This window comes from Natronomonas marina (genome assembly GCF_024298905.1).
GTDB lineage: Archaea > Halobacteriota > Halobacteria > Halobacteriales > Haloarculaceae > Natronomonas > Natronomonas marina.
Map to the genome: position 1 here is coordinate 3,296,492 of NZ_CP101154.1, position 18,395 is coordinate 3,314,886.

18 protein-coding genes are annotated in these 18,395 nt (G+C 70.0%); 15 read left to right on the forward strand and 3 right to left on the reverse strand.

Annotated features, from left to right (window positions below):
• The first annotated feature begins 271 nt into the window (after nucleotides 1-271).
• Nucleotides 272-1,993: a sensor histidine kinase gene (locus NLF94_RS17175; protein WP_254838858.1), complete on the forward strand. Its 1,722-nt coding sequence runs from the start codon at nucleotides 272-274 to the stop codon at nucleotides 1,991-1,993.
• 10 nt (nucleotides 1,994-2,003) lie between these two features.
• Here NLF94_RS17175 and NLF94_RS17180 read toward each other — a convergent pair whose 3' ends face one another.
• Nucleotides 2,004-2,855, reverse strand: coding sequence for a winged helix-turn-helix transcriptional regulator (locus NLF94_RS17180; RefSeq protein WP_254838859.1), 852 nt, complete (start codon nucleotides 2,853-2,855; stop codon nucleotides 2,004-2,006).
• Nucleotides 2,856-3,086: 231 nt separating this feature from the next.
• Here NLF94_RS17180 and NLF94_RS17185 point away from each other — a divergent pair, with 231 nt between their 5' ends.
• The 5 genes from NLF94_RS17185 to NLF94_RS17205 all read left to right on the forward strand — a co-directional run bounded on the left by NLF94_RS17185 (nucleotide 3,087) and on the right by NLF94_RS17205 (nucleotide 5,987).
• On the forward strand, nucleotides 3,087-3,308 hold the full coding sequence (locus NLF94_RS17185; RefSeq protein WP_254838860.1) for a ribbon-helix-helix domain-containing protein: 222 nt from the start codon (nucleotides 3,087-3,089) through the stop codon (nucleotides 3,306-3,308).
• Nucleotides 3,305-3,556 (forward strand): type II toxin-antitoxin system RelE family toxin, encoded by a 252-nt coding sequence (locus NLF94_RS17190; protein WP_254838861.1) that lies wholly within the window; start codon nucleotides 3,305-3,307, stop codon nucleotides 3,554-3,556. The genes NLF94_RS17185 and NLF94_RS17190 overlap by 4 nt, the downstream gene beginning before the upstream one ends.
• A gap of 101 nt (nucleotides 3,557-3,657) precedes the next feature.
• The gene (locus tag NLF94_RS17195; RefSeq protein WP_254838863.1) at nucleotides 3,658-4,485 is read left to right on the forward strand and encodes an SDR family oxidoreductase; all 828 of its coding nucleotides are present in this window, start codon (nucleotides 3,658-3,660) and stop codon (nucleotides 4,483-4,485) included.
• Nucleotide 4,486: 1 nt separating this feature from the next.
• Nucleotides 4,487-5,776 carry a glycerate kinase type-2 family protein gene (locus NLF94_RS17200; RefSeq protein ID WP_254838864.1) on the forward strand — a complete coding sequence of 430 codons (1,290 nt, stop codon included), beginning with the start codon at nucleotides 4,487-4,489 and terminating at the stop codon, nucleotides 5,774-5,776.
• Nucleotides 5,777-5,816: 40 nt separating this feature from the next.
• On the forward strand, nucleotides 5,817-5,987 hold the full coding sequence (locus NLF94_RS17205) for a hypothetical protein (protein WP_254838865.1): 171 nt from the start codon (nucleotides 5,817-5,819) through the stop codon (nucleotides 5,985-5,987).
• Between the two features lie 11 nt (nucleotides 5,988-5,998).
• On the opposite strand, the gene NLF94_RS17210 is transcribed toward NLF94_RS17205, so the two are convergent.
• Nucleotides 5,999-7,111: an ArsA family ATPase gene (locus NLF94_RS17210; RefSeq protein ID WP_254838866.1), complete on the reverse strand. Its 1,113-nt coding sequence runs from the start codon at nucleotides 7,109-7,111 to the stop codon at nucleotides 5,999-6,001.
• 107 nt (nucleotides 7,112-7,218) lie between these two features.
• On the opposite strand from NLF94_RS17210, the gene NLF94_RS17215 reads away from it, so the two are divergent.
• From NLF94_RS17215 to NLF94_RS17255, 9 genes are all read left to right on the forward strand, one after another.
• Complete coding sequence (locus NLF94_RS17215) at nucleotides 7,219-7,620, forward strand: biogenesis of lysosome-related organelles complex 1 subunit 2 (RefSeq protein WP_254838868.1); 402 nt, start codon at nucleotides 7,219-7,221, stop codon at nucleotides 7,618-7,620.
• 6 nt (nucleotides 7,621-7,626) lie between these two features.
• The gene (locus tag NLF94_RS17220) at nucleotides 7,627-8,118 is read left to right on the forward strand and encodes a DUF7311 family protein (protein ID WP_254838870.1); all 492 of its coding nucleotides are present in this window, start codon (nucleotides 7,627-7,629) and stop codon (nucleotides 8,116-8,118) included.
• Entirely contained in the window at nucleotides 8,075-9,862 is a 1,788-nt protein-coding gene (locus NLF94_RS17225; RefSeq protein WP_254838871.1) for an ATPase, T2SS/T4P/T4SS family, read from the forward strand. Before NLF94_RS17220 ends, NLF94_RS17225 begins: the two co-directional genes overlap by 44 nt.
• The gene (locus NLF94_RS17230; RefSeq protein WP_254838873.1) at nucleotides 9,850-11,532 is read left to right on the forward strand and encodes a type II secretion system protein; all 1,683 of its coding nucleotides are present in this window, start codon (nucleotides 9,850-9,852) and stop codon (nucleotides 11,530-11,532) included. Before NLF94_RS17225 ends, NLF94_RS17230 begins: the two co-directional genes overlap by 13 nt.
• A gap of 24 nt (nucleotides 11,533-11,556) precedes the next feature.
• Complete coding sequence (locus tag NLF94_RS17235; RefSeq protein WP_254838874.1) at nucleotides 11,557-12,024, forward strand: DUF7283 family protein; 468 nt, start codon at nucleotides 11,557-11,559, stop codon at nucleotides 12,022-12,024.
• Nucleotides 12,005-12,403 (forward strand): DUF7285 family protein, encoded by a 399-nt coding sequence (locus NLF94_RS17240; protein ID WP_254838875.1) that lies wholly within the window; start codon nucleotides 12,005-12,007, stop codon nucleotides 12,401-12,403. Before NLF94_RS17235 ends, NLF94_RS17240 begins: the two co-directional genes overlap by 20 nt.
• A complete protein-coding gene (locus NLF94_RS17245) occupies nucleotides 12,388-13,173 on the forward strand; it encodes a DUF7284 family protein (protein ID WP_254838876.1) in 786 nt (261 codons plus the stop codon). Before NLF94_RS17240 ends, NLF94_RS17245 begins: the two co-directional genes overlap by 16 nt.
• Entirely contained in the window at nucleotides 13,170-16,076 is a 2,907-nt protein-coding gene (locus tag NLF94_RS17250) for a DUF7286 family protein (protein WP_254838877.1), read from the forward strand. Before NLF94_RS17245 ends, NLF94_RS17250 begins: the two co-directional genes overlap by 4 nt.
• A 164-nt stretch (nucleotides 16,077-16,240) precedes the next feature.
• Complete coding sequence (locus NLF94_RS17255) at nucleotides 16,241-17,296, forward strand: hypothetical protein (protein WP_254838878.1); 1,056 nt, start codon at nucleotides 16,241-16,243, stop codon at nucleotides 17,294-17,296.
• On the opposite strand, the gene NLF94_RS17260 is transcribed toward NLF94_RS17255, so the two are convergent.
• On the reverse strand, nucleotides 17,265-17,534 hold the full coding sequence (locus NLF94_RS17260) for a hypothetical protein (protein ID WP_254841462.1): 270 nt from the start codon (nucleotides 17,532-17,534) through the stop codon (nucleotides 17,265-17,267). The two genes, NLF94_RS17255 and NLF94_RS17260, sit on opposite strands and share 32 nt — an antisense overlap.
• Between the last annotated feature and the right edge of the window lie 861 nt (nucleotides 17,535-18,395).

Here is an 18,395-nt window from a genome sequence, read left to right on the forward strand (position 1 = left end):
AATATCCGACGAATTTCGAGGGAGCTCACTACTGTACCACCACATTCAAACCACAGTGGTAAAAGTCCGGCAGTAAATTAGACGAAAGCTTCGGCTTACATTCGGGAAATCGAGTCACGTTCAGGGCGGTGTCGGCCGTCACTCCGTGAGGGGATCACGCCGTTCGGCGCGGGCGTGAACCGGACAACGCTTCCTGGTCCAGACCGACGTGTATTCGGTGTTTATTTTACTCCAGTGCTCTATATTCACGACGCCAGGGGGTCTCAGAGGGATGGGTTATCAGTTAACGCCGTTCATGCCCATGCACGCCGCCGTGTTCGGCATGACGGTCGTGCTGGGGCTGTACGCGACGCGCCGGTATCTACGGGAAGACCGCCGCTTACCGGTGCTCGCCTTTGCGGTGTTGATGTTCTCGCTCTCCTTCTGGGAACTCATGAGCTTCGTCATAGAGATGGTTGTCTCTCGGGAGTTCAAACTGATCGCTTACAACATCACGAACGCCATCGCGATTCCCGTCTACCTGTTTTCGCTCCTGTTCTTCGCGCTGGCGTTTGCCGAAAGGCAGCGGTGGATAAAGTGGGCCGTGACCGTGTCCGCTGCCGTTCTGGTTGGACTCAGCGCCCTGCTCCTCGTTCGCCCCGAGTTCCTGTACGAATCCCGCGGACTGGTGACCCGGGGGCCAGTCACGGTTCTGGGCGTCACCTTCGAGGAGTTCGTGCTCCACGACCGGAAACTCAACCTGTCGTTCAGGCTGTACGCGTTGTACGCCTACGCCGTCACGCTCGCCAGCGGGGGCATCATCCTGCGATACGTGCTCACGAAGGCGGACGAACTCCGCACGGAACAGTCGGCCCTCATCGCCATCGGCATCGGTACCCCAATGGTGGTGAACGTACTGGTGTTCCTCAGGGTCCTTCCCCCGTCACCGAACATCACCGACGTCGGATTCGGGGTGACTGCGGCCGCCTTCGCGGTCGCCATCTTCAGGTATCAGCTGTTCGAACTGCCTCCCGTCAGTCGTCACCAGTTGATTCGCGGGTTTGACGATCCGTTCGTGTTCGTCGACGACGACGACGAAGTCGTCTACACGAACCCGACGGCACGGCAGGTGTTCGACGTCGAGACCGACTGGCGTGGTATGGACGCGACCGAGTTCTTCGGGCCACATGCCGGGGCCATCCAGCCGTTCTATCCCGACGAGTCCACAGAGGACGGCACGCTCGAAATCGAGGGGTCGGACCGGTACTTCGACGTGAAGCGGACGTCGGTCCGGACTCCCGACGGGAATGTCAGTGGCCACATCGTCGCTCTCAGGGACGTCACGAAACTGGAGCGGACGAACCGGCGACTCGACCAGTTCACGTCGACGGTGTCTCACGAGTTGCGGACGCCGTTGAACGAGGCGATGGTTCGGACGGACCGCCTCGCTCGAGAGTATCCCGACGAGCGCACCGAGTCCGTAGAGGCCGCGCTGGACCGGATGGAGTCGGTAATCGACAATATGCTGACGCTCGCCCATAGTCAGGCGGACATCGAGGAGACCGAGACGTGTTCCCTGGAGCCACTCCTCAAGGGTGTCTGGGCAAGCGTGCGAACCGACGGCGCGGAACTGGAGTGTCACGTCGGCGACGCGGCCGTCGACGCGGACCCGGTTCGGCTGTTCCAGGTCCTCGAGAACCTTCTCCGGAACGCAATCGTGCACAACGACTCGCCACTGACCGTCCGAGTCGGCCTCATCGATGGCGACCCCGATTCCGGTGAATGCGCAGGGTTTTACGTCGAGGACGACGGAAAGGGGATTCCCGAACCCGAACGGGATGAGGTATTCGACCACGGGTACACCAGGGGCCGGGGCGGCAACGGGTACGGGCTCTCTATCGTGAGACACATCGTCGACGCCCACGGCTGGACGATTGGCGTCACCGATGGAGCCGACGGTGGCGCCCGGTTCGAAATCACCGGCGTCGACGCCGGGCCGGTACGCCGTCGGTAGAGAACGCCCGTCAGTCGTCGGACAGAAGCGGCTCGCTCGCCCCCGGCGGCAGGAGTGGATCGAGCGTCCGTCTCCGGTCCGTCGAGAGGTCGAGGGCCTCGATTCGGTCCGCACAGTCCCGGTAGCCGCCCATCCTCGTGGCAGCCTCCCCGTAGGCGTCTCGCAGTGCGGCCTGTTTCGACCGCAGGGCCAGGTACTCCCGGACCGGCCCCTCCAGTTCCGCCCGGTTGAGAAGCAATTCGATGCGGGCCCTCATCTGGTCCTCACCGGCCGGTTTGTAGATGTAGTCGTCGTACGCCAGTTCGTATATGTCGTCGGCGGGTTCGACGCCGCTGACACAGAGGAGCAGCGCCTGCCCGTCCTCGTCCCTGATTCGGGCTGCCACCTCGTCGCCGGACATCCGCTCGAGATTCCGGTCGATGATGACGATGTCGATGTCGTCGCCGTACGCATCGAGTGCGTCCTCGCCGTATCGGACGTACTGTGCGTCGTAGCGACCGGAAAAGTAGTCCGCGAGCATGTCCGCGACCATCCGTTCGTCCTCGAGTATCAGCACCGACGACCGGGGTGTCTCGTACCGCTGGTTCCACGCGTCCAGCACCTCGATGGCCGGAACGAGGCCGCGGCCCTTGTCCGTCAGCACGTATATCGTCCTGCCGCTGTCCTCGACTGGTTCGGCCGTCGCCAGAATGTCCCGCTCACAGAGGTCGGACAGGCCGTCCGACAGCATCTTCGACGAGATGTCGTCGATAGCAGCTTCGAGTTCGGAGTACCCCGCGCCGTCCAGTTCGTGGACCGTGTAGAGGATTGCCGGGTGCCACTTGTACGTCAGTATCTCCGTCGCGGCGCGAATCCGTTTCACGTTCCGTCGCCCCCCATTGCCGAAACCATGCGGCACGACGTTACGCACGGGTGGTAAAAGCTCCGCTGTTCGTCCCGTACCCGCCGCAGTTGCGGTATTCGACCGGGACGATAGTGGCAAGTCGGGGGCGCCGTAGCCGACGTAGTGTGGACTTCCGGTCCCTGACACCCGGTGAGTGCCCCACGGACGGGAGAAGACTTAATCATTCGAGCGTACTACCTCTGTAACACAATGAGCACACTCAACGTGAAGATCCCGGACGAGATGGACGACGACCTGCAGGCGTACCTGGAGGAACACCCCCACTACCTGAACAAGAGCGAACTGGTCCGGGACGCACTCCGGCATCTGATCGACTCCCAGCAGCTCGCCGACTGGGCCCGTGCGGACGTTCGCGTGAGTCGCGACCAGATCGCCGCGGGTGAGACGGTCGCGCTCGAAGACCTCGAATGACGGAGGAGCTCCTGTCCGAACGGGCACGAGAACGTCTCTCGGGGCTCGACCCCGACGTTCGAGACCGCATCAAGGACGCCCTCCGAGATATCGACCCGAATCGAGACCTCTCGCGACTCCCCGGCGAAGACGCGTACAAGCTCCGGGTCGGTGACTACCGGGTGATAACCGATTGGGTCCGCGACGACGACACGGTGTACGTGTTGACGCTGGGGCACCGGCGGAACATCTACGACCGGGACTTGTAGCTCGACGCCGCCACACGGCAATGGCGTGCGTTCGCCTCGCTGTCGCCCGCCCGAACGGACAGGTCGATACCCCTAACTGTCGGCCCCGCGACCGGGAGCGTATGAGCAATCGGACGGTGCTGATTACCGGCTGTTCGTCCGGCATCGGCCGGGCGACGGCGTACGCCTTCCTCGACGAGGAGTGGCGCGTCTACGCGACGGCCCGCAACCCCGCCGACATCCAGCAACTCGGCGAGGCCGGCTGCGACATCGGGACGCTGGACGTGACCGACCCCGACGACGTCGAGCGCGTCGTCGACCGCATCATCGAAGAGGAGGGCCGCATCGACGCGCTGGTCAACAACGCCGGCTACGGCCAGCACGGCCCGCTGGAGGACGTCCGGCAGGACCTCTTCGAGCGGCAGTTCGACGTCAACGTCTTCGGCCCCCACCGGCTCGTCCGGGCGGTGCTGCCCCACATGCGGGAACGGGAGGACGGGACCATCGTCAACGTCTCCTCGGTCGCCGGGCGGCTGGCGGCGCCGGGGATGGGCGCCTACTCGGCCTCGAAGCACGCCATCGAGGGGTACAGCGACGCGCTCCGCCTGGAGGTCGAGCCGTTCGGCGTCGACGTCAGCGTCGTCCAGCCCGGTCCCGTCGAGACGAGCTTCCGCGAGCGCGTCGACGACGAAATCGGTCGCCTCGGCCGGACCGAGGCCTACGAGGACCTCTACCAGTTCCAGGAGGACGCCTCGCTGTTCGGCGCCGACAGCCCCGTCGCCGTCCACCCCGCCGAGGTCGCCGAGGCCATCGTCGAGGCGTCGGTCACGCCGGACCCCGAGCCCCGCTACGTCGTCGGCCGGGTCGCACAGGTGATGCTGTACGCCCGCTACCTGCCGGACCCCATCCGCGACCAGGTCTTCGGACTGGTCCGAAAGTTCACGACGTAGCGTGTTCGTCGACCGCGCCGCCCTCGCGGACTCGCCCCCCGGCGAACTCGCCGTCGACTGCCTGGCGGCCGGCATCGAGGCGGCCCGCCCGAGGCGGGCCGTCGACCGGCACTGCTCGGTCGAGGACGGGACGCTCCGGATCCGAGACGCCGCCTACGACCTCGCGGCCTACGACGACGTGCTCGTTCTCGGCGGCGGGAAGGGTGCCGACGAACTCGCGGCGGGCCTCGCCGAGTTACTCGACGGACGGGCGAGCGGCGTCGTCGTCACGGACGAACGGACCGCCGACCCCGATGGGGTGACGGTCCGGGTCGGCGAGCACCCGACGCCCGGCGAGGGAAGCGTCGCCGGTGCCGCCGCCGTCCTCAAGCGGGCGAGCGCGGCCGACGACGGGACGCTCGTCCTCGCGGCGGTCACCGGCGGCGCGAGCGCGCTCCTCTGTGCGCCAGCGGGCGACCTCTCGGCGGCCGACATCGCCGCGGTCACCGGGGACCTGCTCGCGGCCGGCGCGCCCGTCGACGCGTTGAACGTCGTCCGGCGGGCCTGTTCGGAGGTCAAGGGTGGCGGCCTCGCGGCGGCCGCCCGGCCGGCGACCGTCGTCGGACTCGTCGTCAGCGACGTGGTCGGCGACGACCCCGCGGTGGTCGGCAGCGGGCCGACTGTGCCGCAGGTGAGCGACCCGGCGGCCGCCCTTGCCGTGCTGGACCGCTACGGCGTCGAGGCCGCCGCAGTACGGGCGTTCCTCGAGGACGCAGCCCCGACGCCGGCGCCCGACGTCGCGGTCGACACGCACGTCCTCGCGTCGGCTCACGACGCCCTCGCGGCCGCGGGCGAGGTGGCGGCCGAGCGGGGCTACGAGCCCTGTCGTCTCTCGACCCGATTCGAGGGAGAGGCCCGCGAAGTGGGGCGGTTCCACGCCGCCGTCGCGGCCGAGGTCGCCGAGACGGGTTCGCCGGTCGAACCGCCGGCAGTGCTGCTTTCGGGCGGCGAGACGACGGTCTCCGTCGAGGGCGACGGCGTCGGCGGCCCGAACCTTGAGTTCGCCGTCGCCGGCGGTCTCGACCTCCCGCCGTCGGCGGTGCTGGCCGCGGTCGACACGGACGGCAGCGACGGCGGTACCGACGCCGCCGGCGCGCTGGTCGACCGTATCGACGACGCCGCGGCCGCGCGGGCGGCGCTGGCCGACAACGACAGCTACCGGTTCCTCGACGACCGCGACGCACTCTTGCGGTCGGGCGCGACGGGCACGAACGTCAACGACCTCCGCGTCCTCGTCGTTTCGGACGCCTAACAGGCAAACCGTTTTGACCCCGGGGGACGGGGCTACGGTCGTGAGGCCCCGAACCCTCGCCATCGTCGGGTTCCATCTGGTCGTCGCCCTGCTGTTCGTCGGCGTGGCGGCCTACAACCTCCACCGGGGCGACACCGTCAACGCCGTCATGCAGAGCGTCATCGGGGTCCTCATCCTCATGCTCGGCATCGGCCTTGCGCGCGCCGCCTGACACGTGGTCTCCTAGTCGAGACAGGCCGCGACGACGCCCAGCATCGCCTCCCCGTGGACCGGTTCGGCGAACAGCGGAACGCGCTTGACGTCGCGGCCCCGGAAGAGGTCCTGGGCCCGCGCCAGCGCGGTCCGCTGGACCTCCCAGCGCCGCCGGCAGAACTCGCAGTGTTCGGTGTCCGGCGCGACGAACCACGCCTCGTCGAAGCCCGCGACGTCCGCGAGGTCCTCGCTGACGCGGTTGACCACCAGCGTGTCGACCGGAATCGAGAACTCCTCGAGACGGTCGAGGAGGCGCTCACTCTCGACGACGCTCATCTCCTCGGGCACCATCACGACCCGGAAGTCGGTCCGGGTCGGGTCCTGCAGGGCGTCCCGCAACCGCTCTATCTTCGTCGACAGTTCGCGCAGGTCGTCGACACCCTCCTCGACGTCGTCGTCGCCGCCCCCGAAGAGACCGGCGAGGCTGCCGGCCATCCCGGAGAGTTTCTCGCGGAAGGCGAGCATGCGGCCCACCATCGAGTCCATCACGTCCGGCAACTCCAGCAACCGCAGCGTGTGGCCGGTCGGCGCCGTGTCGACGACCACCCGGTCGAAGCGTGGGTCGTCGAGGTACTCCAGCAGCAACTGGACGGCCGCCGCCTCGTCGGCGCCGGGCATCGCGCCGCCAGCGAGCGGGTGGTCGCCGCCGCCGAGCAACTCGCCCATCCCGCCCATTCCCATGCCGGCGGCGTCGCCCGGGCCGCCAGTACCGCCCGACCCGCCGGCGCCGTCAGCACCGCCGGCATCGGCCCCGGCCGGCCCGCCCTCCTCCGCGGCGAACGGCCCGCCGGTGGCCGCCTCGGGGTCGATTTCGGCGGCCCACAGCGGGACGTCCTCGCGGATTCGGCTCGGTTCGGCCGGTATCTCCGTCTCCAGGGTGTCCGACAGCGAGTGGGCCGGGTCCGTCGAGAGCACCAGCGTCGTGGTGCCGTCGCGGGCGCTGGCCAGCGCCGTCGCCGCCGCACACGTCGTCTTGCCGACGCCGCCCTTCCCGCCGTAGAGGACGTACTCCGGAGCGTCGACGCCCGCCGGCACCTCGGCGTCCTCGACGGATTCGACCGGCTCGACGGTGAGGTCGCTCATACGCACCGCTGGGCGTTCCGCGCTTGTGTACCCGTCGATGGGCGGACGCGGGTACGAGCGGCCGTCGACGCGAGGACCTATATACCAGGCCGGGACCATCCCGGTGCGTGTCCCCCAGCAACCCCGACCGCGACTCCGTCGAGCGCCGACTCGAGGCCGTCGAGCGCGCGCTGTCGGCCGAGGAACCACTCGAACGGACCGACCGCCTCGACGACCTCGAAGACCGCGTGGCCGAACTCGAGGCGGCCGTCCAGGCGATTCGCGGCTACGTCGGCGAGATTCGCGCCATCAACGAGGACGTCGAGCGCCGCGCCGACCGTGCGCTCCGGAAGGCCGAGGCCGTCGAGCGCACCGTCGGTCCCGGGGACAGGGGGACATCACCGCGAGACGACGGGACGCCGCCGCGGGACGGGGGGGCGGCGCGGCGAGACGACGCGGCGACGCGTGACGACGACGCCGCGGCACCGAAGGACGACGACGACACCGACGGCATCCTCCGGTGGGGGTGAGTCGGCGTGATTCGGGTCGTGCTGGCCGTCGCGCTGGCGGCCGCGCTGCTCGGGGCGAGCCTCCCGGTCGCCGAGCGGGTCGAACGGGACCGCAACGCCGCGCTGGCGACGACCGAACTCCAGGAACTCACCCGGGCCGCCGACCGTCTCGTCGCCGACAACGACCCCGTCGTTCCCTCGCGGCCGCCCGCCGAGACCGTCGTCGTCGTCGCGCCGCCGACCCCGACGGTCACCGACGGCGGGCGAATCGTCGTCGGCGACGACCGGCTAGTCTGGGCGCCGGCGACTGGCGACAACCGGACCGTCGAGGCCAGCGCCGACCTCCGGGTAGAAGGAACGCTCGTGCTCGCCGACGACACCCGGCTTCGGCTCTCGCTGGTCCGCGACGCCGGCGGGCCGGTCGTCGTCGTCGAGCGGGCGAGGGTTGAAGGGCGAAGCCGCGACCAGACGCCCCGTGCTCGGACGCCTGCTGTCATCGGAAGACGACTGCCTGTGTGAGGTCGGCTTCGAGGGAGACTGTCTGCGGGTCGACAGCGACGACTGCCCGGGCGACGGCCGTCTCGCCGAGTCGGCGGCGTGTCGGGCGACGGTCGTCGAGGCCCTCGAGGCGCGCGACGTCGAGTCCGTCTGCACCCGTGCCGCCGGGTTCGAACGGGCCTACGAGGACGACGCCGCGGCGATGCTCGTTGCCGCGGGCCGGTTCGCCGACGCCGTCGCGTTCCACGACGAGGCGCTAGCCGAACGCGCCCGCGAGGACCCGCTGGGTGCGGCCCGCGTCGCCAGCGGTCGCGGCGAGACGCTCGCCCGGGCGGCCGCCGAGACCGGTCTCGCGGCCTTTCTGGAGGCCGACTACGGCACCGTGCTCCGCCCGAGCGTCGGTCCGACGATCGCCCGATCCCGAGTGGCGACGCAGCCGCCACCGACCGCGACGCTCCGGGACCGCTACGAACTCGACACCGGGGCCGTCGTCCGCCGGTACGAGGGCGACGGCCTGGACACATACCACCTGACGCCCGCCGAACACCGGCTGGACGCCGAAGCGACCGCGACGCTGGCCCGGGCCTACGAGCGGCTCGCTCGCGGCACCGTCACGGGCGGCGAGCGTGCCCCCGCACGCGCCGTCCGATCGGTCGCCGAGGGTGACCAGCCAGTCGAGACGCTCGTGGCCGCCCTGGAGAAACACACGCTCGGGCTCGGCGTCGTCGAGGACTGCTTCGCCGACCCGTCGGTCACGGACGCGTTCCTCTCGGCACCCGTCGACGAGAACCGGATTCGCGTCCGCCACGACGGCGAGACGCTCCGCACGAACGTCCGGCTGACGACCGAGGGCGCCGACGCGCTGGCCTCCCGGTTCCGCCGCTCCAGCGGTCGCGCGTTCTCCCGGGCCAGCCCGACGCTCGCAGCGACGACCGACGCCGGCGACCGGCGCGTCCGCGTCGCCGGCGTCACCGCGCCGGTCAGCGACGGCGTTGGGTTCACGTTCCGTGCCCACGACGAGTCGGCGTTTCGTGTCTCCGACCTCGTCGAGAACGGGACGCTAGCGCCCGAAACCGCCGCGTTCCTTTCGGTCGCGGTCCGCCGAGGGGCCGCGACGCTGCTCGCCGGCGCCCGCGGAGCCGGCAAGACGACGCTGCTCGGCGCGCTGCTGTGGGAGCTCCCGGTCGACGTCCGGACGGTCCTCATCGAGGACACGCCCGAGCTTCCCGTCGGCGAACTCCAGGCCGAGGGCCGGGACGTCCAGCCGCTCCGGGTCGCCACGGGGGACGGGGCGTCAATCGAGCCGACCGAGGCGCTCCGGACCGCACTCAGGCTCGGCGACGGCGCCATCGTCGTCGGCGAGGTTCGCGGCGAGGAGGCGAAGGTCCTCTACGAGGCGATGCGGGTCGGAGCCGCCGACGGCGCGGTGCTCGGGACCATCCACGGCGGTGGCGGCGAGTCCGTCCGCGAACGGGTCGTCACCGACCTCGGGGTCCCCGAGACGGCCTTCGCCGACACCGACCTCGTCGTGACGATGGAGGCCTACGACGACGGGGGTGGCCGTCGGCGACGGCTCCGTGCCGTCGAGGAGGTGCGACGCACGGGCGACGGCGTCGGCTTCGCAACGGTCGCAACCGAGGGGTCGCTCGCCCTCGAGGACTGCCGGACGCTGTCGGCGCTCGCGGACCCGACGGAGACGGCGGCCGATGTCCGGAGCGAAATCGACCGAGCGGCCGAGGAACTGTCGGGGACATGTCGCTGCTGAGCCGTCTCGCCTCGCGCTCGCCGCGCGAGACGGCCCCGTCGGAACTCGGAGAGGTGGCGCCGTTCCTTGGCCGCGAACCGCTCGAGTACGCGGTGGCCGCGGACGCGGCGGGGCTGTTCGTCGGAGCGTTGCTCCTCGTCGCGGCGCTCGTCGTCGGGCAGCCGCTGCTCCTGTTGGTCGCACTCGGCGGCGCCTACGGCACCGTCGCGCTCGTCCGTGGCGGGGCAATCGCCGCCGCGAACGCCCGCCGGAGCCGGACGCTGGGTTCGGCGCCGGAACTGGTCAGCCGTGCCGTGCTACAGACCCGCGTCGCGCCGACCGCGGAGGGGGCGGCGGCCTTCGCCGCCGAGACGGAGGGCCGTCTCGGGGACCGCCTCGCCGAGCACGTCCGCCGGGCGAGGGGGACCCCACGGTCGGGACTCGGGAGCTTCGCCGACGCCTGGCGGGACTCGTTCCCGGCGCTCCACCGGTCGCTGACGCTCGTCGATGCCGCGGCCGGCGCTCCGGACGAGGAACGCGACCGCGCGCTCGACCGGGCGATGGCTGCGATCCTCGACGGGACCCGGGACCGGGCGTCCGACGCCGCCGACGCCATCCGTGGCCCGGCGACGGCGCTGTACGCCTTCGGCGTCCTCCTGCCGCTGGCGCTCGTCGGCGTCCTGCCGGCGGCCGGTGCGGCGGGCCTCGAGGCGACGCTCCCGGCCGTCGTCGTCCTGTACGACCTGGCCTTGCCCGTCGTCTTGATTTGTGCCAGCGCCTGGCTGCTCGCCGGCCGACCCGTCGCCTTCCCGCCGGCGGCCGTCGGTCGGGACCACCGCGACGTTCCGACCCGGCGGTGGCCCGCACTCGCGGCCGGAGGCGCCGTCGGCGTCGCCGCCTGGGTGTTCGCCGGTCGCGTTCTGACGCCCTGGAGTGCGCCGCTTGCGACCGTCGGTCTCGGTACGGGGACGGCGCTTATCGCCCTCTACCGACCCGTCGTTCGGGTCAGGGAGCGCGCCGACCGCCTCGACGAGGCGCTGCCGGACGCGCTGTACCTCGTCGGCCGACGCGTCGCGGACGGCATCGCCGTCGAGCGCGCCGTCGCCGACGCAGCCGACGAACTCGACGGGGTCGCCCGAGATGTCTTCGGGGCCGCCGCGAGACGACAGTCACAGCTCCGCGTCGGCGTCGAGACCGCCTTCGACGGCGAGTACGGCGCCCTCGAGGCAGTCCCGAGCCAGCGGGCCCGCGGTGCCGCCCGCCTGCTCGGAGCGGCGACGCGAGAGGGGCCGCCCGCTGGCCGGGCACTCGTCGAGACGGCCGACCACCTCGACGACCTCCGCCGCGTCGAGCGGGACGCCCGCCGCGACCTGGCCCGCGTCACGTCGACGCTCGGGAACACGGCGGCATTCTTCGGGCCGCTCGTCGGCGGCGCGACGGTCGCCCTCGCCGACAGCGTTGGCACCACCGCGGCTCTCGAGGGCGGCGCCCCGGAGACGGCCGGTCTCGGCCTGGCCGTCGGCGCCTACGTCCTCCTGCTCGCCGTGATTCTGACGGCTCTCTCGACGGGGTTGTCTCGCGGTCTCGACCGCGCGACCGTCGGCTACCGCGCCGGGGCGGCGCTCGTGGCCGCCACCGTGACCTACGTCGTCGCCTTCCGCGCCACCGCCACCGTGGCCGGAGGTTTATAATGGAGAACGGGACCAGGCCCCCCCATGTTCGAGGCTCCGCTCGACGCGTGGTACGTCTGGCTCGGTCTCGCGGCCGTCAGCGCCACGGCCGCGGGCGTCGTGACCGCGATACCCGCCGCACCGCCGCCGGACGCGACGGGCGCCGCCGAGACGGTCGACGCCGTCGCCGTCAGCGAGCACGCTACCATCGACGAACGGCCCCTGCCGAACGCCGAAGCAGTCCGGGTCGGCGCGGATTCGCTGTCCCTCCGGGGGCCGGGTGGCACCGCACACGCACGGTTCGGGTACGGGCCGGTGACGCCAGCCACCGCCGACGAGCGACTCGAGGCCGTCCTCCTCGGGACGCCCCCGGAGCGCGTCTTCGCGTCGCCGAAAGCGTTCGAGCGCGCGGCGTCGGCGGCGCGGCGAGACCGACCGCAGTGGACCGACACCGACCGCCTCGTCGTCCGGCGCGTCACCTGGGAGGGGACCGATGTCGTCCTCGTGGGGTAGGGCACAGACGGAACCCATCGCAGCGCTGGCGGCGGTGTTCGCGCTCGGCGTCGGCCTGTCGCTGTACGCGGGCGCCTTCGACGCGACGGCGGCCGAACTGGTGACCGACCGGGAGATGGCACCGCACGCGGCCGACCGTCTCGTGGCCGAGACCACTACCTTCGGCGCAGTGGTCCCGCCGCTGGCGGAGCACACCGACGCGGCGAGCCCCCGTGGGTATCGCCTGAACGCCTCGCTGCGAACCGACGAGGGGACGTGGACGGAGGGTCGTCCGCGGGCACCGGACCCGGAGTGCGTCGACCGCCGGGTCGCCGTCCGCGTGGCGCCCGCTCGCGTCATCCCCGGTCTCCTGGAGGTGTGCGTGTGGCCCGCGGCGTGAGCACCGTTCTGGACGTCGCGGTCTGTCTGCTGCTCGTCGGGACCGCTCTCGCCACGCTTGCGGCGGCGCCCCCGACGCCGACGCCGGAGGCCCCCGACGCCGACGCCGCCGCACGAACCGTCGCGACGGCGACGACGGGCGTCCCGGGCGGGAACAGCACGCGCCACACGACGCTCGCTGCCCACCTGGGGAGCGCCGCCGTGCACGCCGCGACGGTCGACGGACAGCGACTCGTGGGGAGTTCGTACCCGGCCGCAGTCGTCGAGGCGACCGGGGAGGCGACCGGCGACCGGGTCTACGTCACGGCGACCTGGGAACCGTACCCGAACGCCACCGTTGACGGGCGCGTGACGGCCGGACCGAAACCCCCCGCGAGCGCCGACGTCGCCGCGACGGTGATGACCGTCGAGAGCGGTATCGACCGGGCGCCGGTCGACGATTCGACGACGTTCCGTACCCTCGGTGGGGCGCTCGCCGAGGCTGTCGTCGAGTGGCTCTTCCCGTCGACGCGGACCCGGGCGGCGCTGGCCGACCCCCGGACCGCTCCCCGGACCGTCGACCGGTATCGGACCGTGGGCGATGCGCTCGACGCCCCCCTCGACTCCGTCGAGGCTGACGTCGACGTCGCGGCCGCAAACGAGACGCTGACCGCCGCTCTCGCCGACCGCTTCGAGACGGAGCTACGGGGTCGGTACGCCACGGCGGATGCGGCCGCCGCGGAGACATCGGCCGGCGAGGTCACGGTCGTCGTCAGGCGGTGGGATCCGTGAACGACCGTGCCCGCGTGCCGTTCGCGCTCGTCGGCGTGCTCGTCCTGGTGTCGAGCACGACGCTCGCGGCGACGGTCGTGACGAACGACCCGGCATCGACGCCGACGGTCGACCGGGCCATGGCCGGCGCCGAGGCGGAGACGGTGACGACGCTCCGCGTTGTCGCGGACGAGGCGGCGACCGAGACCGCCGCTCGGCCGGTCACCGAACCGGCGAACACGACCGCCGGCCGAGCGCTCGACGCCGACCGGCCGTTCCGCGACGCATTGCGCCTCCGAATCTACCTGCTGGCGCGCGAGCGCCTCGAATCGGTCCGGGTCCGTCGCGGTGGCGTCGTCGCAAACGCGTCGTTGCCGCCCGTCGAACCGACGACCGCCGGGTACCGCGAAGCGATAGAGCGCGTCCGGGTGGAGCGGGCCGGCGAGAACGGTACCGCGTTGCGGGTCGAGATACGGGATGTCCGGATAGCGGGTACCCACCGGGACCGCCGAGTCGCCACCGAGGAACTGTCGCCGACCTTCGTCGTCCCGAACCCGGCGCTGTTCCTGCACGACAGGACCGAGCGGTACGAGCGCCGGGTGAACGCGCCCGTCACCCGCCCGGGCCTCGGACGGCGTCTCACGGCCCGGCTGTATCCCATCGCCTGGGCCAGGGGCTACGCCCAGTACAGTGGCGCACCGATAGCGAACGTCGTCGGGACGAGACACGTCGAGTTGGCGACCAACGACGCGCTATTGACCGAACAACGAGCAGTCTTCGGCGCCTCGGACCCCGGGGGCGACCGCGGCGTCGTCGCCGCCGGCCGCCAGATCGGGGGCCGTGACCTCCTGGCTGCGACCGGCGTCGACGGTCGCTGGAGCGACGCCGTCCTCACCGCGGCGGAGACACACGGGTCGGACTCCTCGCGGTCTCCGCCGGTCGGGACCGACGAGGAGCCACCCGACGACACCTCGGTGACCGTCGGGGTCAACGGCTCCGCGGACCGTGCGTTCGCGGAGACCGTCGGTATCGAGGGCGACGACGCCCTCCGGAAGGCCATAGAGCGGGCCCACACGGTCCAGGCCCGCGTCCGGGCCGAGGCCTCGGGCCGCGTCGTCGACCGGGAACGGACCGGCTCCGTCTCCGGGTCGTGGAATCTGGTCGAGGAACACACCGACGACTCGGTCAGCCTGGAGCGGATCGACGGGACGCCGCCGAGTGCGGACGGCTGGGAGACACGGGACGGCGCGGCGTTTCGAGTCCACGAGACGCGGGTTCGGTCTCGGACCTGGCGACGCGGAAGCCGGCGGAAGACGACCAGCACCGTCGTCGAGCGGGAGTACCGCGTCCGAATCGCGGTCCAGGCCCGTACCGCACCGGTACCGGGCGCGCCGCCAGGATCGCTCGACGGCCCGCTGGCTTCGGCGACCGACCGGGCCGTCGCCGCAGCCATCGACGAGGCCGGTGGGTTCGAGGCCGTCGCCAGGGCCGCGGTCGACGGCGACACCGGCCCGACGAGGGCGAACGCGACCGCCGATTCCACCGTCGACCGGGAGACCGTCCTCGCCGACGTGCGGACCCTCCGGGACCGGACCCGGAACGTCTCGACCACCGTGCCGGGGACCGACCTCGCCACGGGTCGGGTCAACCCGGCCCGACGGCTCTCGGAGAACCTCTCGGCGCGACACGGCCGGCTGCGCGGCCGAGCCGACCGGTCGGTCGCCGAGCGGACCCGGGTCGCGGCGCGCGAGGCGTACCTGGCCGCGCTCGAACGCGACCTCCGGACCCGCTCGGAGCACCACGGGACGGTCAACGACGGCCTGAAAGACGAGATTACCGAACACCTCGACCCGAGTCGACTCGACGGCGCCCTCGCCGCTCACCGTCGGGCAGTCCGGCCGCCGACCAGGACCTACGAGGATCCGGTCGGGAACCTGTCTCTCGCCGTCGAGACCGGCCCGTCCTACCTCCCGACCGGGCCGGTCAGCCGGGAACGGATCCACGCCGGTGAGAACGGGACGGTCCACCCGCTTGCGACGCGGAACCTGAACGTCTTCACCTCTCCGCACGGGCAGGTCGTCGAAGGGATACTCGGGCGGCTCCCGATAATCGGCGACGACAGCGTCTCGCTTTCGACCGCCGCCCAGGCGTTGGACGCCATGAACGGTACCGACGAGGGATACGACTCGCTGCGGTCCGAGGTGACGGCCGCGAGTCGCTACGTTCGTGACGAGTTGGTCGCGGCGATGACCGCCGAAGGCGTCCCCGCTTCCGAGGCCCGGGGCGCCGTGACGACGAACGCCTCGACGGCCGAGGCGGCGAAGGCGCTCGCCAACGGTTCGACGGCCGAACGGGCCGCATCTTCGGCCGGTGGTAACGGCGTCGACCGCGACCGGCTCCGGGTTCGCCTCCGGGTCACCCTCGCGGACGCCCTGCGGGACGACGCCGCCCGCCCCTCCCGTTCGTCGACCAACGAGGCAGTCGAAACGGTGAAGCGGGAGTTCCGACGCGAACTGCAGGCGAAGGCAGAAAAGCGACTCGAGGACGCCATGGAGAAGAAGCGACGGCAGAAGCTCGGCAAGAAGATGGGCTCGCTACCGGCCGGGATGCCGCTCGTCCCCGGCTACTGGTACGCCACCGGCAACGTCTGGTACGTCGAGGTCGAGGGTACCTACGAGCGGTTCGTCGTCCGGGCGAACCGCGGCGACAGCCGGGCATCGACCGCCTACGTGCGGGAGGGACGGACGGCACGTCTCTCCCACGACGGCCGGCGTCTCGAACTCGGTCGGGGGCCCAAAATCACCGTCAGTACCGAGACGGTGGTAGTGGTCGTCGTCCCGTCCGGCCCGAGAGGCGTCGGCGACACCGACGGCACGATGGACGAGCGCTCGCCCGGGTGGCCGCCCGGCGAAGGCGGCGGTTGAACTGGAGGCGACGACCGCGGCTGTCGGGTCCAGTCCGACCCGGGACACGCGGCGGATGGACCGTCCTGCCACTCGACCGCGACGAACTGTAAGAGTCTATCACTGTATTTATTTTGCGCGTTAAAGCAAAAAGAACATATATAGAAAGTAATATTATGCCTACTATGTCGAGAGAAAAAGACCGACACGGAACTCCGAGTAGCGACATTGTCGACAGCATCAGCCGTCGGAGCGTCCTGAAGAAGACTGCTGCCGTCAGCGGGGGAGCGGCGATCCTAGGTACCGCGCCCGCGACCGCGGCCTCGCCGTGTACCAACGTCGATCCGGACGCGTCCTGCGGCCAGAGCGACCTCGACTCGATCATCTACAAGACGGACAACGACTGTTTCACCGACTGCGGGAACAACAACGAGTCCCTCCAGACCGCATCGATATCGGATTCCCGGTTCGGAATCTCCTATCTCGGGAGGGAAGGTGGCGACGACACCGTCTACAAGTTCGCCCTCTCGGGGTCCGCACTCTACTACGAGTACGCCGACTACGACACGTTCTGCAACAGCGACTACCGGAACGAAGGCGACATCGTGGGTCGGAACCGGATTCAGGATCTGACGATCGACGTGAGCATCCTCGGCAAGACCGAGCCGGCCACGCAGGTCGACGCCTACAGGGACGCCATCCACGCCGGACTGCTGGAGGGTGGCGAGGTAACGCAGGCGATTCGGGACAACTGGGGGGATACCAGCCAGGACATCTGCGACCTCCAAGACGAGTTCGACAAGGGCGACTACGATCCCGACACGTTTCCCCTGTGGGCTGCCGGTGTGTGCGCGGTTGCTGGTGGAGTCATCGGAAGTGGCCCCACGCTAGCGTACACGGTTGCAGGCCAGGCCGTGGGTGGGGTTCCACTCGTCTACGACCTCATCAATCAAGAGAGCGGACAGGAACTCGTCCAGCAAAAGGACAACGCGACCCGTGACAAGTACCAGTTCGAGTGGAACGGTAGGGCCTCCTACGTCAACTTCGCCGTGCCCATCGAGGTGACCGTCGACGACGACGAGAGTGGGTCGCTGTCGCTCTCTGCGGAAGCCGACTACACGGCCCCCTGCGACGAGGTCGACACCCTCGGGACCGGGACCGTGGCGGTGCCGACGGACGGACGGGAACCCACCTCCGACGACCTCGGTATCAACACCTCCACCGACTACAGTCGCTGCTGACCGACGGCGGGGCCAATCTCGGCGCCGTTCGCACCACCCCTGTCTTCGACGGTCGCTCCCCGTTCACGGGCGCCACCGCCGGCTCGATTTCGTCGTCGATAGCCTCGCCGGAGTCGAGTAACACGAACGGGACCGTCTCGTAGACCTCGTGAGCGAGAGAACCCACGAAGGCGAAGACGAGGGCCGTCACCGCCCGTTCGCTCTCCCCGAGGTGGTCGATGGCGTCCTCCGCAGCCACGACTCTTTTGTCTCGCCGGGCCGCTGTTCGGCCCCGATCTCGGGCGGTCGGGCACGATGAGGAGTGACGACGGCCATCCTCGAACCGGCGGCACGAGTACGATTCGCCGTATAGTATCCCCTATCAATATTATAAGAGATTAACAGCCAATACTGCATGCGTACACAAGCGGTAACAGTTAGCTGTAGCCCCTTAGATATTTTCCGGTGGGTCGTGAAAGCGGCAGCTCGTCAATATCGACACCCGGCAGTCCGTCGTAGCGGTCCAACCGGGGTGATGTGTGACGAGACGGAACGCCGAGGATACCGTTACGCGGAGCTATCGATTCAATGATGCCGAACAAACCTGTGATTCGAGAAGAATATGATAGGACGCGACACACGGATATAACAACATTATATTTGTTATTTGGATACGGTGTCGGAGTTAATCTCGTACCGTTCGTTTCCGAGGAGTGAACGCCCCTACGCACTGAACGGCAGAACGTGTCGGGCAGTATCGACAAATCAAACCAGCACTGCGTCTACTATTCGGGGGGAGCCACTCACAACCACCGGAGGGGAATCAAAGATCCACGACGGATGGGCGACCCCAGGTGTTTGGGGTTCGTTTCCACGATCTCTCGTATCCGAATTCCGGGATCGGTCGAGCGAACGTTCCGGGGGTCGGTCGCTCGATGTCGCCGGTCCGTTCTGCAGGAGGGGATTTTATACCGTCCTGTCGATGGAGATGCTTCTTCAACCGGAATCAAGAGGTGGGGGTGAGGTCGGTCGCCCGGACGTGTTCGGTGTTTCCGAATCGGAGGGCCGTTTCCGAATAGCTGGGCACTCCCACCGAGGGCGACCGGCCCATCCACGGGGG

Coding starts and splice junctions, on each gene's coding strand:
- NLF94_RS17175 (WP_254838858.1), top strand. CDS start 272: ATGGGTTATCAGTTAACGCCGTTCATGCCCATGCACGCCGCCGTGTTC.
- NLF94_RS17185 (WP_254838860.1), top strand. CDS start 3,087: ATGAGCACACTCAACGTGAAGATCCCGGACGAGATGGACGACGACCTG.
- NLF94_RS17190 (WP_254838861.1), top strand. CDS start 3,305: ATGACGGAGGAGCTCCTGTCCGAACGGGCACGAGAACGTCTCTCGGGG.
- NLF94_RS17195 (WP_254838863.1), top strand. CDS start 3,658: ATGAGCAATCGGACGGTGCTGATTACCGGCTGTTCGTCCGGCATCGGC.
- NLF94_RS17210 (WP_254838866.1), bottom strand. CDS start 7,111: ATGAGCGACCTCACCGTCGAGCCGGTCGAATCCGTCGAGGACGCCGAG.
- NLF94_RS17230 (WP_254838873.1), top strand. CDS start 9,850: ATGTCGCTGCTGAGCCGTCTCGCCTCGCGCTCGCCGCGCGAGACGGCC.
- NLF94_RS17235 (WP_254838874.1), top strand. CDS start 11,557: ATGTTCGAGGCTCCGCTCGACGCGTGGTACGTCTGGCTCGGTCTCGCG.
- NLF94_RS17240 (WP_254838875.1), top strand. CDS start 12,005: ATGTCGTCCTCGTGGGGTAGGGCACAGACGGAACCCATCGCAGCGCTG.
- NLF94_RS17255 (WP_254838878.1), top strand. CDS start 16,241: ATGTCGAGAGAAAAAGACCGACACGGAACTCCGAGTAGCGACATTGTC.